Raw genomic sequence first — 13,184 nt, 5'->3', positions numbered from 1 at the left:
CGCTCTTCGGCGGGCGGGCGTGGGCGGTGCGGCGGCGCTGTCCGGCGGCCGGTCTTGCGAGCTTTGTGAAGACATGCGGAGCTGCCCTTTCGGGGGGAGGTGCTGGGCGGAGAAGAGGGGTCAGACCGGCTCGAACCCTTCGGGGGTGTCGTCGGGGGGTTCCGTGGCCGCCTCGTCCTGCGTGAGCGTGGGGGACGCCGGTGCCGTCCCGTCGGCGTCATCTGTCGGGCGATGGGCATCCGTGGAGTCGGTTTCGGGCATGCCGTCAGCGTTACTTGCTCGGTCCGACGGGACTATGGGGGACATCCCCCATTCGGAAGCGACAGGTGAGGAGGCCTGTGGGGGACCTTCCGTTCCGGCTCTACGGTTCGTCGCGATTCGGGCCCAGGTGACTCCCCAGGGCGGCGCGGGAGCGGAGCCCGAGCTTACGCAGAGCAGCGCTGAGATGCTTCTCCACCGTCTTGGGTGACAGGAACAGCTCCTGGCCGATCTCCCGGTTGGTCAGCCCGGCGGCGGCCATCGAGGCGACCTCCCGCTCCCGTGGGGAAAGGGAGGGGCCGTAGCCGTGTGGACCGCCGGGGTATCGGCTCTTCGTCGCCACCCCGTGCCTGCGAGCCACCTGCGCGGCGCGATCCAGATCCCATCGGGCCCCCAGTTCCTGGAACGCCGTGATCGCCGCGCTGAGGAGTTCCTCCGCCCGCTCGTCTCCGGCGGCGAACAGGCGGCCGGCCGCCTGTTCGCGGGCCTGGGCCGCCTCGTACGGAGCGCCCAGCCGGTCGTAGGCCGATGCCGCCGCCAGGAAGTGCGCCGCGGCGTCCCGGGGCCCGGCGGTCAGGTGGCCGCGCGCGTGCGGGAGCGCGGCCGCGGCCAGCGGGGCATCCAGGCCGTCCAGCGTCGCCGAGAGCCGTACGACCAGGTCTGTGGCCTGGTCGTACCTGCCGATCGCGGCCAGCGCCTCCGCCAGCGCGGGCACTGCCCGTACCGCCAGCGGCCACAGCCCCTTGGTCTCCCACACCGCGACCGCCTCGCCGGTGGCCGCGAGGGCGTTCTCGGCCTGGCCATGCGCGGCGGACAGCCGCAAGATCCCGGTTACCGACAAAGTAAGCAACTCATACCCGCCCAGAGCCATGGTGCGCTTGACGATGTCGGACAGGTCGCGCCGGGCGGTGTCCAGAGCGCCCCGGGCCAGCGCCAGGCAGGCCGCGACGGTCTCGGCGGTGATCCGGTCGAACGGGCGCTCGCCGTACTCCTCCAGCAGCACCGCCACCTCCTGGTCCAGCCCGGCCCACCGGCCCTGCCCGTAGGCCAGGAGCAGCCCGACCAACCGGCATCTGGTCAGCGGTTCGCCGGATGAGTCAGCCTCGGCCGCACCGCGCGTCGCCGCGCTGAGCAATTGGTCCGCGATCTGGAAATGTCCGGCGCAGCAAGCGTTCTCCGCGATGGAGCGGTAGGCGTTGATCTCCTGGCGATGTCGCGGCCTGCCACCGGTCCTGTGGCGGACATCCTCGGTCAGGGCGGCCCAGCGCGGATCGCCGATCCCGCTCAGCGACGTCGCGATCTTGCCGAGCACGAAGACCTCCTCGACCGGATCGCCGATGGCAGGCACGGTCTCCAGCGCGCGGTTCAACCAGAACGCGTGCTCGGCCAACGGCACAGTGGGGTCGATCGGCCGGCCCAGTCCGGTCATCACCCACGCCGCCAGGTCAGGCCGGTCGTCCAGGTCGTCGACGGCCGCCGCGAAAGCCCGGCGCTGCACGCTGGGATCATGACCGAGCCTCTCCTGCAGGACGCCGATCAAGAGATACAGTTGCCCGCGCAACGGGCCGGGCTGCTCCGACTCCACCGCCTCCGAGAGCAGGGCGACCACCTCCGGGGGATGCAGCACCTGACAGGCCGCCCAGCCCAGCCGCGCCGCCAGGTGTCCCCGGCGTTCGGGCTCCAGCGGCGCGTTGCGCAGCACATCCTCCAGAATGCGCACCGCCTCGGTGTCGTCGCCGAGCATCGACGCCTGCTCGGCAGCCTGCTCTGCGACTCCCACCCACTCGTGCAACAGGTCGGCCTGGCGCAGATGATGCGCCTGCTGCCCCAGCGGCACAGGCTCAACCGACCGCAGGGCGGCCGCCGCACGCGTATGAAGATCCTGCCGCCGCCCCAGCGGGATCCCCCCGTACACCGCCTGCGCGGCCAGCACGTGCCGGAAAACCACCATCCCGTCCCGCTCGGCCAGTAGCCCGGACACCAGCAGTTCGTCCAGCCCCGCGACCGTCTCGGCCCGAGGCAGCCCGGCCACCTCGATCAGCGCCGCCACCGCCACCGGCGCCTGCAACACCGCCGCGGCCTCGGCTACCTCCTGCGCCGCCACCGGCAGCCGGCTTACCCGTTCCCGCACCGAATCGCGCACTCCCGGCGGCACGTCCAGCGCCACCAGCGCCTTACGCGCCCAGCGCCCGCTCCGCAGCCGGATCAACGCCCCCCGAGCCTGCAGCAACGCCAGCAGTTCCTGAACCGCCAGCGGTAACCCCGATGACAGCTCATACAGATGCCTCCCGAACTCAGGGGTGACGCCCTCCACCTCCAAGATCGATTCCGCCAGCGCGTGGGTCTGTTCGGCGTCGAGCCCCGCCAGCACCACATGATCGTGAAGGACGGAATCCGCCAACCGCCCTGTCACGTCCCGGATCCCGGCCGCGGCCTCCTCTCCCCGATAAGTGAGCACCACCGACGCCTGGGCCGGCAGCACCGCCAGCAAATGGGCCAGAAACTCCACCGTCTGCTCATCCGCCCAGTGCAGGTCCTCCACCACCAGCACCACCGGCCCCAGTACCCCCAGCACCTCGACCAGACCGCGAAACAGTCGATGCCGTTCGGCCGCCCGATCATCCAGCGGCTCCAACGCCGGTGGCAGCACTCCCGCCAGCTCCGGCAGCAACCCCCGCAGCGCGCCGGCGACCGGCGAAAGCCCGGCGGCCACCGCCAGCAGCTCACTCGTCCCGCGCAGCGCCTCCACGATCGGCCCCAGCGGGAACGGCTCCCGGATCCGTCGGCACGCTCCGCTGAGCAGCACCCGGCCGGCAACGTGGGCGTGCGCGGCCATCTCCGCCACCAGGCGGGTCTTACCGATACCCGCCTCACCCTCCACCACCACCACGGCGGGCGGCCGGCTCACCGCGGCCACAAGGCGCTGAAACTGTTCCTCACGCCCCACCAGGACGGGCGAGATCATCCTTCCCACGGCCCTGTGTCCCTCCACCGTCATCCGTCGCGCCTCCGCACACCGACCCGGCTCCACCACGGCCGCCCGAACCAGGACCTACTGAATCGCCATGACCACCAGACATTCAAACAGAAACCACAACAGTCACTACCACCACATATCGGAGCCGGACATCCCGCCCACGTACGTCATCCCCGGCGCTGCTGGAAATCGGGCCCATTTCAGGGACAACGGCACCTCCGGTCCAGCCCCGTAACCTCAGGCGTGCAGAGATGCTCCGGGCGCGCCGGGCCGTGTTCCTGCCCTTGTACGGCGTGGCGACCGAACCCTCGGCCCCCTGGCAGCTCCATACGGCAAGCAGGCCCGAGCGCTGGATGCCTGAACAGAGTCACGTGCGCACCCTGAGCGGCTTCTGGGCTGGCGCTATGCCGTCTGGGGTCAGATGGACGGGGTGTTGGTCGCCAACCAGCGGTGGTTGGCCGGTTACCGGCCCCCGCGATGTCTTGACGAAGCTCTGGCCGCGCGGCTACTGCCCGCGTTTGCGCGCCCTCGCGGGTTGATGGCGGGGGCGGAGGAGGCCGGAGACCCGATCGCGACGCTGCCGGTGCTGTTCCATCTGATGTGGCGTCACCAGCTTCGGGCCGACCCGTCGCTGGTTCTCAGTGACCGCACCATCGTCGAGGCTGCTCTCGCACTGGCTGAGGGCTGGGATGGCTGAGCGGCCGGGGGTGCTGTGGGTCAACGACCGGGTGGTCTTCAGCGGTGCTGAGCACACCGTGGTGGCCTTGTCGGGCAACGCGGTCCGGTTGCTGTCGGTGGCCGAGGAGACGACCGTGGTCGCGTTGCCGTATCTGTTGTCGGCCGATGACTTTGAGGTTGTCGGGACCGGTGGCCGGATCAAGGTTGCCCCGCAGGGCCTGCTGGAGGCTCTGCCCGAGCACGTGACCGAAACGACGCGGCTCTGGGAGCGGCACCTGGTCGAGATAGAGACCGGACTGCCCCCGGACGCACCCGAGGGCACTGTTCCCAAACCCGAATACGACCCCATCGCACGCTCGTTGACGGAACGGGAGCGGGCCAAGGCGGCGGAGCTCAGCGCCGCCACGCTTTTCCTCCTGCCGTACGCCGCCGCGATGGCCCCCGGTGGAGCACCGATCACCGTTTGACGAGCCTCGAGGATCGAGTTCTCAAGCGTCCGTTGCCACCGGGCACGACGTTCGACGGGTCCGAACCTCAGGGGCCCGCCCCGCCACCGGTGGACACGTGCCTGCCGGGAGCCGGGCATGCTGACGGCGGCCTGGCGGCACGCGTGCCCGCGCGCGACGTGCTCAGCCGCAGTTGCCCCAGGCGTCACGGCCACCCGTGGCCGTGACGCCGCCGGGCGACTCGATCATTCCCCAGTACCGCACGCAGCTGCCCTTGGCCCAGTATTTGACCGGCCCGGCGTACTGGGAGAACTTGCCGATGTCCGAGCGTACGATCGGGTTCTGCTTCTCGTCCTTGCGCGCCTTGGGCATGACGATGATCGAGGCGCCCGCCGTCGTCTTCGTGCCCACGAAGCTCGACTTGACGGTGACCACGCAGTTCTCCCCGGTGCCGCCGTTGTAGAGCAGGTAGACCGTGCCGTAGCGCTGGCCGCCCTTGGTCTTGACGGGCCTCGTGCCGTCGGAGACCAGCCCGAAGCCGGAGCCGCAGATGCTCTGCGGGCTGCTCGCGGCTGTGGCGTCCGCCGGGGCCGCTAGAACGCCGCTGAAGGCGATCGCCGCCGTGAGGAGGATTGCCTTTGCCGGCCTACGCACTGAAACGTCCCTTTCGATTGCCCTTGACTCAAGATCACGACAAGCATGCCCGAAACCTAGTTATCGGTCCAATCCTTACGGGGGACGCTTCTACCGCGCCAGACAGCAAAAAACCGGTGGTAAGCCTGGGCGGCAGGGTCTCCCGCCCGCTCCCGGTCGATCTTCGCGTCGGCCTGCGAATACGGCACCGGCGCCGGCGTGCTTCCTCGCCCTGGACGCTGCGTGCGGGATGCGCGGCAGCCGGGCCACGCGTACAGGCCGGCGAGAGAGGCCGACGGGTCGGGCCGAGGGGGGCTCCCTCTTCGAGCAGCCCGAAGACGGGCCAGGACGGCCACGACCGCGGCCAGAAGGTCATCGCCACCGCCTTCGCCGACCTCGGCTTCGAAGTCGGCCCACTGTTCCAGACGCCGGAAGAGGTGGCCCATGCACGCGGTCGAGGCCGACGTGCACATCGTCGGGGTCTCCTCGCTCGCGGCCGGCCACCTCGCCCTGGCGCCCGCCCTCCGCCGAGCCCTCGCCGACCTGGACGCCGAGAACATCATGATCGTCGTCGGCGGCGTCATCCCGCCCGGCGACCACGCCGCCCTCCACGAGGCCGCCGCCGCCATCTTCCCTCCGGGCACCGTCACCGCCGACGCCACCCTCGACCTCCTCACCACCCTCAAAAACCGCCTGTAGCCCCCTCGCGGCCCGGGCGCGCGTCCGGCCCCGGGAAGGCGGCGGCGGACGCCGTTCCCGCCGACTAGCCTCGACGCCAGCACCGCGCTACGCCGATGAACCTGGCGCCATCGGGGAGGACGGGCGAGCCCATGGCCACCACCGAGCCGGAGTCCGGCGAGTTGTCACAGACCGCGGCCGCCTACCTGCGCGTCGCCCCGACCCGAGCCGCGGCGGCCGTGGTGGAACGCCTGGCCCGGGGCGCGTCGGAGGCCGAGTCATGTCCATTCCTTCTGAGATCAGTTCGGTTCTGGGATCAATAGGGTTCAGTGGGCGGCCATCTGGCGAGGCTCGGCCTCGGTCGCGGCCTGCTCGGTGGCGCGCTTGGCCGCGAGGATCGTCCAGATGGTGGCGAACGCGGTGATCAGCACCACCAAGGCGAAGGCGGCGAGGGTGGCCGTGTCGGGGCGGATCAGGGACTGGCCGCGCCAGGCCTGCCAGGTCACTACCGCGACCAGGCCGGTGTAGCCGAGGGCGGCGCTGCCGACCAGGCGGGCGCGGACCTTCTCGGCCCGCAGCCAGGCGTGCTTGGCGGTCAGGGCGGCCAGCACCGCGGCGAGCAGGAGGAGCACCTGGATGCCGTGCAGGGCGAAGAAGTGCGGCACCCGGAAGTCGCCGCCGGTCACGCTCCAGCCGGTGAGGAGCATGCCGTGGCCGTCGGGGTCGCCGATGCCGTGGCCCTGGTACATCGGGATCTGGTTGCCGTTGGCGTCGATCACCGTGCGGGGGTGGATCTCGGCGACCATCCAGTAGAGCGGCACGAGCGTGCCGAATGTGGCCAGCGCGAGCCCGGCACGGATGGCTCGGTTCAGTGTCGCCCCGCCGGTGCGCTGGATCAGCACGACGGTCGCGATGAGCACTTGCGTGACGAGGACGATCATGACGCCGTAGGTGAGGATCGGGACCAGGGCCAGGGTGACAGGATCGGTCTGGCCGGCGTTGAAGTGGCTGAAGGTGCCGCGCGCCGCCTGGACGGTGATGGCGCCGACCTCGGTGATCGCGGCCAGCGCGAAGACGGTGCCGACCCACCAGCCCAGCCGTTTCCCCTTGCGCAGCTTGGTCAGCAGCCACGCCAGCGTTCCGGCGTAGAGGGCGAAGGCGAAGCCGAACTTGAGCGGCTTGACCCACACCGACTCATCCAGCAGGGTCCGGCCGTCCACCACGAGCCCGACGCCGGCGACGAGCATCAGACCCAGCATGAGGGTCGCGCAGAACAGCAGTGGACGGTGCCAGGTGCGCACGGGGGTGAGGAAGGAAGTCATGGGGGCTCCGATCACGGCGGCGAGCGGTCCTCGTTCGGGCGGCTCCGGTCGACCGTTGTTTGCGAATAACTGAAAGCTAGCTAGCTTTCACTAATTCGTCAACACAAGAAGGCGCAGAACGGGCGATATAGCAGGTTATTCCCATCGCGTCTTGCAATGATAGTGAGGGTGAATGCAAGTTCGCCTCGACTGATTTGCAATGGGGTGCTTGCGAACGCAATACTGGCCACATCGGAAGACGTGATGCGAGAGGCAGGACCGATGCCCGGAGGCAGGCTGACCCACCAGGACCGGCAGAAGATCGCCGAGGGATTGGCGGAAGGACTCACCTACACCGAGATCGCCGGCCGTCTGGACAGGCCCATCTCCACCATCACCCGGGAGGTGGCCCGCAACGGCGGTCTGGGCGGCTACCGCGCCGACCAGGCGCATCAGGCGACCCGGGGGCGCGCTCGCCGCCGCAGGTCGCCCGCGACCCCGACGTCTCCGACCGCCGCTGACGCACACGGGCGCGATCCCGAGGCAGTCCGCGAACTGGAGGAACAGTTCACCGCGATGATGGTCGGCACGGGTCTGCCGCGGATGACGGCCCGGGTGCTGACCTGCCTGTACGTCACCGACGGTGGCAGCCTGACCGCCGCCGAGCTCGTCCGGCGCCTCCAGGTCAGTCCCGCCTCCATTTCCAAGGCCGTCGGCGAACTCGAACAGCAGGAGCTCATCAGGCGCGAACGCGACCCCCGCCGGCGGCGCGACCGGTACGTCATCGACGCCGACGCCTGGTTCCGTGGCTGGATGGCCAGCGCCCGCCAGAACACCATGCTGGCCGACTTCGCCCGCCAGGGCGCCCAGATCCTCGGCGCGACCACACCCGCCGGCACCCGGATGCAGGACATCGGCCATTTCTTCGAGCACGTCGGCCAGGCCATGATCCGGGAAGCCGAGGAGTGGCGGCGGGACTATGCCGCGAGGCGACCGGCACACGGCTAGACGAGGAGTTCCGAAGTCGGCGGCCTCGTCGGTGGGCGCCCGTTCCGCGATCGAGCGCCATTGCTCCTGCTTGCGCCGCCAGTAGAGAAGGTCGGCGCCGGAGAGCACGAACTTGTCGCAGTCGGTGCAGTTCAGGTTCCACGGGCAGCTGCCGACGTCAGGACTGATCGCAGGCTTCAGGGCAGATCTTGACCTCGGGGTGGCGCGCGGACGGCTTGTCCAGGACGGGCCGGCGCATGGCCTTCAGATGCTGGTCGAGGAAGGCCGCCACGTACGTGCGGGTGAGTTCGGCGGCGCGTGCCGCGGGCAGAATCCCATAAGCGGGTTTGATGCCGAGGGCGCCCGCCAGCAGCGGGCCGTCGGTGAAGGACTGGTGTTCCGCGCCCGTCAGCACGATCCAGCGTTTCCACCCGGTCAGCAGCTTCCAGTCGCGTTCCCATGAATTGTCCCGGCCTCCGGGGACGTGCGACGGCGACCCCAGGAGCATGAACGGCCGGGAGAACCCGTTCTTGGGGATCCGCGCGTAGGTGGTGCCGTCCATGTCGATCCCGGCGCGCACGCGGGAGTCCTTCACCATGGCCGCCAGGGCGCTCGCGCCGCCGATCGACTGGCCGACCATCGCGATCTCGGAGCTGTCGATCAGGTCGGAACCATGCCATTTCGATGGGAGTTGGTCGAGCACGAAGGAGACGTCGGCCGCCCGTCCCGCGACCACCCCCGTGCCGAAGCCCGGGTCGGTGTCGCTGTCGCAGGCGAGGCATTCGGCGACCCGCCCGCCGGGGAAGGTCGTGGCGTAGCTCTCGTAGGTGTGGTCGATGCCGGCCACGACGTACCCGCGGCTGGCCAGATCCTCGGCCAGGGACGTGAGCGTGTTCATCGGATTGGTGAAGCCGGGGGACAACACCACCAGCGGCAGCTTCCGGCCCGTGGGTTCGGCGTCTTTGACGGCGTTCGTGCGCGTCTTGCTCAGCAGGTCGTCCGGGACGCCCGCGATCCCGTAGCGCCTCATGGCGAGCTGCGATTCCTCGGGCGTCATGTACGGCGCCCGCTGCCCGTCCCGCTGCCTGGTCGGATACCACAGGGTGACCTTGAGCTCCCTGACGTCGACGTCGAGGTTCCAGGGGTCGGGGCGGGAGGCGTCCTTCAGATACAGGGTGGTGGTGCCGACCGGATGGGCGCCGGTGGGGGCGGGCAGCGTGACGGGGCCGGTCGGCGTGGCCGACGGCGCGGCGGACCGAGGCGGCGTGGGCGCCGAGCAGGCGGACGCGGCCAGGACGACCAGTCCCGCGGCGACTGCCAGGAGCTGTCTCATCGAGAGGTCCATTCACTTGTCCAGCAAGGCCATGGCCTTGGCCAGCGCGGGGTCGCGCCCGGCGGTCGCGTCCCGCGAGGTCAGGGGCACGTGGTGGTCGGGCGGCACGCCGATCCGGTCGATCACCTCGCGGTCGGGTCCGAGGTGGTGCCTGGCGGGGAAGCTCAGGCTGGTGTTGTTGGCGAGCAGGTGCGGCTGCGCCGGGCCGGAGATGACCCCGGCGGTCCTGGTGCCGACCAGCAGGCCGAGGCGCAGGTCCTTGACCGCGGAGCTGAAGTGCTCGCACGCCGAGGCGCAACCGCGGTCGATGAGCACCACCAGCGGCAGGCCGAGCAGTTCGACGGTGTCGTCGGTCCGCGAGGTCTCGCACCTGCCGTCCACGGTGCATTGGTAGGCGGTGACCTTGCCGTGGCCGAACGCGCTGACCAGCCGGGTCGCCTCCACGGGGCTGCCGCCGCCGTTGCCGCGCAGGTCCAGCACGACTCCGGACAGCGTCCGGCCGGTGCGCAGTCTGGAGATCGCCTTGAGGACCCGGTCGGCGGAGTCGGGGGCGAATCCGCGCATTCGTACGTAGGCGATGTCGTCGTCCAGCAGCTTCGAGGTCACCACCCGCAGGTCGGCCCAGTCCTGCTGGTAGAGGCCGGGCTTGAGCGTCACGCTCCAGTGGCGGCCGGTGCTCTGCCGCAGGAGCCGCAACCGGACCGGGCGCGCCTCCGGGTACGCCGGGTAGAGGGCGGCGATCGCGGGGGTGGCCTTCCCGTCGATGAAGGGCGCCGATCCGTTGACCGACTCGATGACGTCGCCCGGGCGCAGCCCGGCCGCCCGCGCCGCGCCGCCCTGCACGGTGGTGACGAACAGCGGGGGGAGGGCGACGCCGGGGCTGCCGTCCACCTGCGGGCCATGGACGTTCGCCAGGAGGCCCAGGCCGTAGCCGTCGCCGTCGTAGTAGTCAGGGGGCCGCTTGACGTCGTGCGCCCAGCGGGCGTGGTTGTCGCCGAGGCCGGCCACGATGGCCTCAAGGGTGACGACGGCCAGCCTGTCGCGAAGGTCGGGGACCCGATCGGTGGTCCTGCGGTACGCGGCCTCGAAGGCGGCCCAGTCGGTCCTGCGGTCGCCGGTCAGCGCCGGCATGGTTGCCTCGGGCAGGTCGCGTCCGCTGCGGTTGAGCTCTTGGGTCAGGGCGGCGAACCCGGCGCTCAGCAGCGAGCGGGCGTCCAGCGTGGCGCCGCTGTAGTAGGCGCCGAGGATGCAGAAGTAGGCCTGTTCGATGACGTCGATCGTGGTGGCCGTCTCCGGCCCGGGGGCTCCCTGGGGTGGCGCGCAGGTCGTGGCGTCCGCCGTGCTCGCCAGGCCGCGCGGCGGCGCCGGGGCCGTGCAGGCCGCCGCCAGGAGGAGGGCCAGCCCGGCGGCCGCGATCCTGATGACGGTCATGACAGGCGCCTGCGGATCCACCAGAAGCAGAACCACGACAGGCCGAGGGTGAGCAGGGCGTAGATCCCGGTCTCGATCCACTGGAAGGGCCAGAAGCGCTCAAGGGGCTGGTAGGTCGCCCGCTGTCGATAGCCGAGCCGGTTGATCTCGGCGATGCAGCCGTCCCCGGCGCCCGCCGACGGCGCGCAGGGCCCCGACGTGGTGGACACCCGGGCGGCGCCGAAGCCGCTGTCGCCGCCGAGCACGCGTCCGGACGGATCGAGCAGGTCGGCGGACAGGACCCAGGCGCCCGCGTGACCGGGAACGGCCGACTTCAGGCGAATCTCCACATATCCGCCTCGATCCCGGTTTATGCCGATGCCGTCCACGTTCGTCTTGCCGAGTTCGACGGTCGCGGTGATCGGGGGCATCAGGTGTGGCCGGACCAGCAGCGGCATGGCGAACTGGAACGCGGCGAAGACGACCAGCGTGAGCGCCATGGCGGGCAGCGTGCGGCGTACCAGCATGCCCACGGTCACGCCGAGGACGAAGGTGAAGGCCGCGTACCCCATCGGGGTGATGCCGCGCGCGCCGAACACCAGGGGAGCCATCAGGGCCAGGTTCTCGGTGGCTGACTTGTCCAGAGGGTCGGACCACCAGGTCACCATGAGGCCGCACAGGCCGGCGAAGGCCACGGCGGTCAAGCCCATGAGCGCGAGCTTGACCGCCAGCCAGCGGCCGCGGGTGATGCTCTGGTTCCACACCATCAGGTGCGTGCCGGCCTCCAGCTCGCGGGTGATCAGCGGTGCTCCCCAGAAGAGCCCGGCGAGGGCGGGCAGGAGCAGGACGACGAGGGTCAGGGCCATGAACTCGGTGTCGTGCCCGCCGAAGAAGTGGTCGTAGAAGCGGTCGCAGGTGTCGTCCTGGACGCAGGCCGCGATCCCGGCGGAGTAGTCGGAGGCCAGTTCGGGGCCGGTCAGGGCCAGGACGACGGCGAGGACGACGAGCAGGGCGGCCGTCATCGCGGCCGAGCCGCGGAACTGGCGCCAGGTCAGCCAGATCATCGCCGCACCTCCAGGGCGACCCGCCGGTCGGCGGTGCGCTTGTCCATGTAGGCCAGGACGAGGTCTTCCAGGCTGAGCTGGGTGACCGTCCAGGCGGGATCGTGGATCGGGGCGTCGGTGCGGATCACGTACGTGCTCTGCCGGTCGGTGTGGCGTGCGGAGACCACGTGCTGGTCGGCGGGGAGCCGGTCGGGGTCGCGGCGCGGGCCGGTGAGCCGGTGATGGGTGGCCATCAGCTTGTCGACCTCCCCGGCCACCTGGACGCGCGAGTCGACGAGCACGATCAGGAAGTCGCACACCCGTTCCAGGTCGGAGACCAGATGGGAGGAGAGCACCACGCTGAACCTGTGCTCGACGGTGGCCTCCATCAGGCCCTGCATGAACTCGCGGCGGGCCAGCGGGTCGAGCGAGGCCACCGGCTCGTCCAGGATCAATAACTCGGGCCGCTTGGCCAGGCCCACGGTGAGGGCGAGCTGGGCGCGCTGCCCGCCCGACAGTTTGCCCGCCCGCTGGGCGGGGTCGAGGCCGAGTTGCGCGATGCGTTCGCGCGCCATGCCGTCGTCCCAGCGGGGGTTGAGCCGCGCTCCCAGTCGCAGGTGCTCGGCGATGCTGAGCCCGGTGTAGACGGGGGTGTCCTGGGCCACGAAGCCGACCTTGGCCAGCTGGGCCGGGCCGCCGGCGGGCCGGCCGCCGAGCACGGTGATGCCGCCCGCGGTCGGCTCCAGCTGGCCGCTGGCCAGCTTCAGCAGTGTGGTCTTCCCGGCCCCGTTGGGGCCCACCAGTCCGACGACGTGGCCCGCCGGTATGTCGATCGTGCACTCGCGCAGCGCCCAGCGTTTGCCGTATTTCCTGCCCAGACCCTGGGCCTGCAGGACCGAAGTCACGCTATGTCCTCCTGAGCGGTGGCGGTCCGAAAGGTGGTCATGAAGAGGGCCTCGATGCTTTCGTCGTCGAGGCCGGCCCGGCGGGCCTTGGCCAGCCAGCGCCGCAGTTCCAGCCGCAGCGGGCCGTGCGCGGCCAGCGAGGCGTCGGTGAGCGTCGCCGTCACGAACGTCCCCACCCCTGGCCGGGCGGCGACCAGACCCTCGTGCTCGAGTTCCCGGTAGGCCTTGAGAACCGTGTTGGCGTTGATCGCCAACTGCGCCACGGCCTCCTTGACGGTCGGCAGCTGGTCACCCTCGCGCAGCACGCCGAGCCGCAGCGCCTGACGTACTTGCTGGACCAGCTGCAGGTACGGCGAGACGCCGGAGCGGCCGTCCAGATGGAACTCGATCACCGGGATCCTCCATTTATCTAGACTCGTAGGACTTTAGATGTCTAGGTGTTAAAGGATCATAAAGGATCGCCGTGCCACCCGGCACCCGAAGCGGTCGATCGCTCTTCAGCCCGACCTCAGCCCTACACCGGGGGCAAATCCTT

The 13,184-nt window shown here is 70.5% G+C and carries 12 protein-coding genes and 1 pseudogene; 4 read left to right on the top strand and 9 right to left on the bottom strand.

The window, feature by feature from the left end:
• Nucleotides 1-120: 120 nt before the first annotated feature.
• Both IEZ27_RS32310 and IEZ27_RS32305 read right to left on the bottom strand, forming a co-directional pair.
• On the bottom strand, nt 121-261 hold the full coding sequence (locus IEZ27_RS32310) for a hypothetical protein (protein ID WP_189650706.1): 141 nt from the start codon (nt 259-261) through the stop codon (nt 121-123).
• A 100-nt stretch (nt 262-361) separates the two neighbouring features.
• The gene (locus tag IEZ27_RS32305) at nt 362-3,223 is read right to left on the bottom strand and encodes a helix-turn-helix transcriptional regulator (RefSeq protein ID WP_229824573.1); all 2,862 of its coding nucleotides are present in this window, start codon (nt 3,221-3,223) and stop codon (nt 362-364) included.
• Nucleotides 3,224-3,626: 403 nt separating this feature from the next.
• Here IEZ27_RS32305 and IEZ27_RS32300 point away from each other — a divergent pair, with 403 nt between their 5' ends.
• Nucleotides 3,627-3,932: a TnsA-like heteromeric transposase endonuclease subunit gene (locus tag IEZ27_RS32300; protein WP_268246101.1), complete on the top strand. Its 306-nt coding sequence runs from the start codon at nt 3,627-3,629 to the stop codon at nt 3,930-3,932.
• On the top strand, nt 3,925-4,380 hold the full coding sequence (locus tag IEZ27_RS32295) for a hypothetical protein (RefSeq protein ID WP_189650703.1): 456 nt from the start codon (nt 3,925-3,927) through the stop codon (nt 4,378-4,380). The genes IEZ27_RS32300 and IEZ27_RS32295 overlap by 8 nt, the downstream gene beginning before the upstream one ends.
• A gap of 162 nt (nt 4,381-4,542) precedes the next feature.
• Here IEZ27_RS32295 and IEZ27_RS32290 read toward each other — a convergent pair whose 3' ends face one another.
• Complete coding sequence (locus IEZ27_RS32290) at nt 4,543-5,013, bottom strand: hypothetical protein (RefSeq protein WP_189650702.1); 471 nt, start codon at nt 5,011-5,013, stop codon at nt 4,543-4,545.
• A gap of 314 nt (nt 5,014-5,327) precedes the next feature.
• Here IEZ27_RS32290 and IEZ27_RS32285 point away from each other — a divergent pair.
• Nucleotides 5,328-5,691 (top strand): annotated as a pseudogene (locus IEZ27_RS32285) (cobalamin-dependent protein); the annotation flags it as partial.
• Between the two features lie 305 nt (nt 5,692-5,996).
• On the opposite strand, the gene IEZ27_RS32280 reads toward IEZ27_RS32285, so the two are convergent.
• Nucleotides 5,997-6,992, bottom strand: a complete 996-nt coding sequence (locus tag IEZ27_RS32280; RefSeq protein ID WP_189650701.1) for a hypothetical protein — start codon at nt 6,990-6,992, stop codon at nt 5,997-5,999.
• Nucleotides 6,993-7,253: 261 nt separating this feature from the next.
• Here IEZ27_RS32280 and IEZ27_RS32275 point away from each other — a divergent pair, with 261 nt between their 5' ends.
• Complete coding sequence (locus tag IEZ27_RS32275; RefSeq protein ID WP_189650700.1) at nt 7,254-7,979, top strand: GbsR/MarR family transcriptional regulator; 726 nt, start codon at nt 7,254-7,256, stop codon at nt 7,977-7,979.
• A gap of 157 nt (nt 7,980-8,136) precedes the next feature.
• Here the strand turns inward: IEZ27_RS32275 and IEZ27_RS32270 are convergent, their stop codons facing one another.
• The 5 genes from IEZ27_RS32270 to IEZ27_RS32250 are packed head-to-tail and all read right to left on the bottom strand — an operon-like array spanning nt 8,137 to nt 13,041.
• Nucleotides 8,137-9,291 carry an alpha/beta hydrolase family protein gene (locus tag IEZ27_RS32270; protein ID WP_189650699.1) on the bottom strand — a complete coding sequence of 385 codons (1,155 nt, stop codon included), beginning with the start codon at nt 9,289-9,291 and terminating at the stop codon, nt 8,137-8,139.
• 12 nt (nt 9,292-9,303) lie between these two features.
• The gene (locus IEZ27_RS32265) at nt 9,304-10,722 is read right to left on the bottom strand and encodes a S41 family peptidase (protein ID WP_189650698.1); all 1,419 of its coding nucleotides are present in this window, start codon (nt 10,720-10,722) and stop codon (nt 9,304-9,306) included.
• Nucleotides 10,719-11,765 (bottom strand): ABC transporter permease, encoded by a 1,047-nt coding sequence (locus IEZ27_RS32260; RefSeq protein ID WP_189650697.1) that lies wholly within the window; start codon nt 11,763-11,765, stop codon nt 10,719-10,721. The genes IEZ27_RS32265 and IEZ27_RS32260 overlap by 4 nt, the downstream gene beginning before the upstream one ends.
• On the bottom strand, nt 11,762-12,649 hold the full coding sequence (locus IEZ27_RS32255; protein WP_189650696.1) for an ABC transporter ATP-binding protein: 888 nt from the start codon (nt 12,647-12,649) through the stop codon (nt 11,762-11,764). The genes IEZ27_RS32260 and IEZ27_RS32255 overlap by 4 nt, the downstream gene beginning before the upstream one ends.
• A complete protein-coding gene (locus IEZ27_RS32250) occupies nt 12,646-13,041 on the bottom strand; it encodes a GntR family transcriptional regulator (protein WP_189650695.1) in 396 nt (131 codons plus the stop codon). The genes IEZ27_RS32255 and IEZ27_RS32250 overlap by 4 nt, the downstream gene beginning before the upstream one ends.
• Nucleotides 13,042-13,184 lie beyond the last annotated feature (143 nt).

Origin of the sequence: Nonomuraea spiralis, from assembly GCF_014648435.1 — a bacterium.
In the GTDB taxonomy this organism is placed as follows: domain Bacteria; phylum Actinomycetota; class Actinomycetes; order Streptosporangiales; family Streptosporangiaceae; genus Nonomuraea; species Nonomuraea spiralis.
Note: the sequence above shows the minus strand (reverse complement) of the source record. Positions and strands in the feature narration are given on the sequence as shown.

Excerpts from the sequence above, each read along its gene's own strand:
- IEZ27_RS32260 (WP_189650697.1), bottom strand. The coding sequence starts at position 11,765 with ATGATCTGGCTGACCTGGCGCCAGTTCCGCGGCTCGGCCGCGATGACG.
- IEZ27_RS32305 (WP_229824573.1), bottom strand. The coding sequence starts at position 3,223 with ATGATCTCGCCCGTCCTGGTGGGGCGTGAGGAACAGTTTCAGCGCCTT.
- IEZ27_RS32275 (WP_189650700.1), top strand. The coding sequence starts at position 7,254 with ATGCCCGGAGGCAGGCTGACCCACCAGGACCGGCAGAAGATCGCCGAG.
- IEZ27_RS32295 (WP_189650703.1), top strand. The coding sequence starts at position 3,925 with ATGGCTGAGCGGCCGGGGGTGCTGTGGGTCAACGACCGGGTGGTCTTC.
- IEZ27_RS32310 (WP_189650706.1), bottom strand. The coding sequence starts at position 261 with ATGCCCGAAACCGACTCCACGGATGCCCATCGCCCGACAGATGACGCC.
- IEZ27_RS32265 (WP_189650698.1), bottom strand. The coding sequence starts at position 10,722 with ATGACCGTCATCAGGATCGCGGCCGCCGGGCTGGCCCTCCTCCTGGCG.
- IEZ27_RS32280 (WP_189650701.1), bottom strand. The coding sequence starts at position 6,992 with ATGACTTCCTTCCTCACCCCCGTGCGCACCTGGCACCGTCCACTGCTG.
- IEZ27_RS32270 (WP_189650699.1), bottom strand. The coding sequence starts at position 9,291 with ATGAGACAGCTCCTGGCAGTCGCCGCGGGACTGGTCGTCCTGGCCGCG.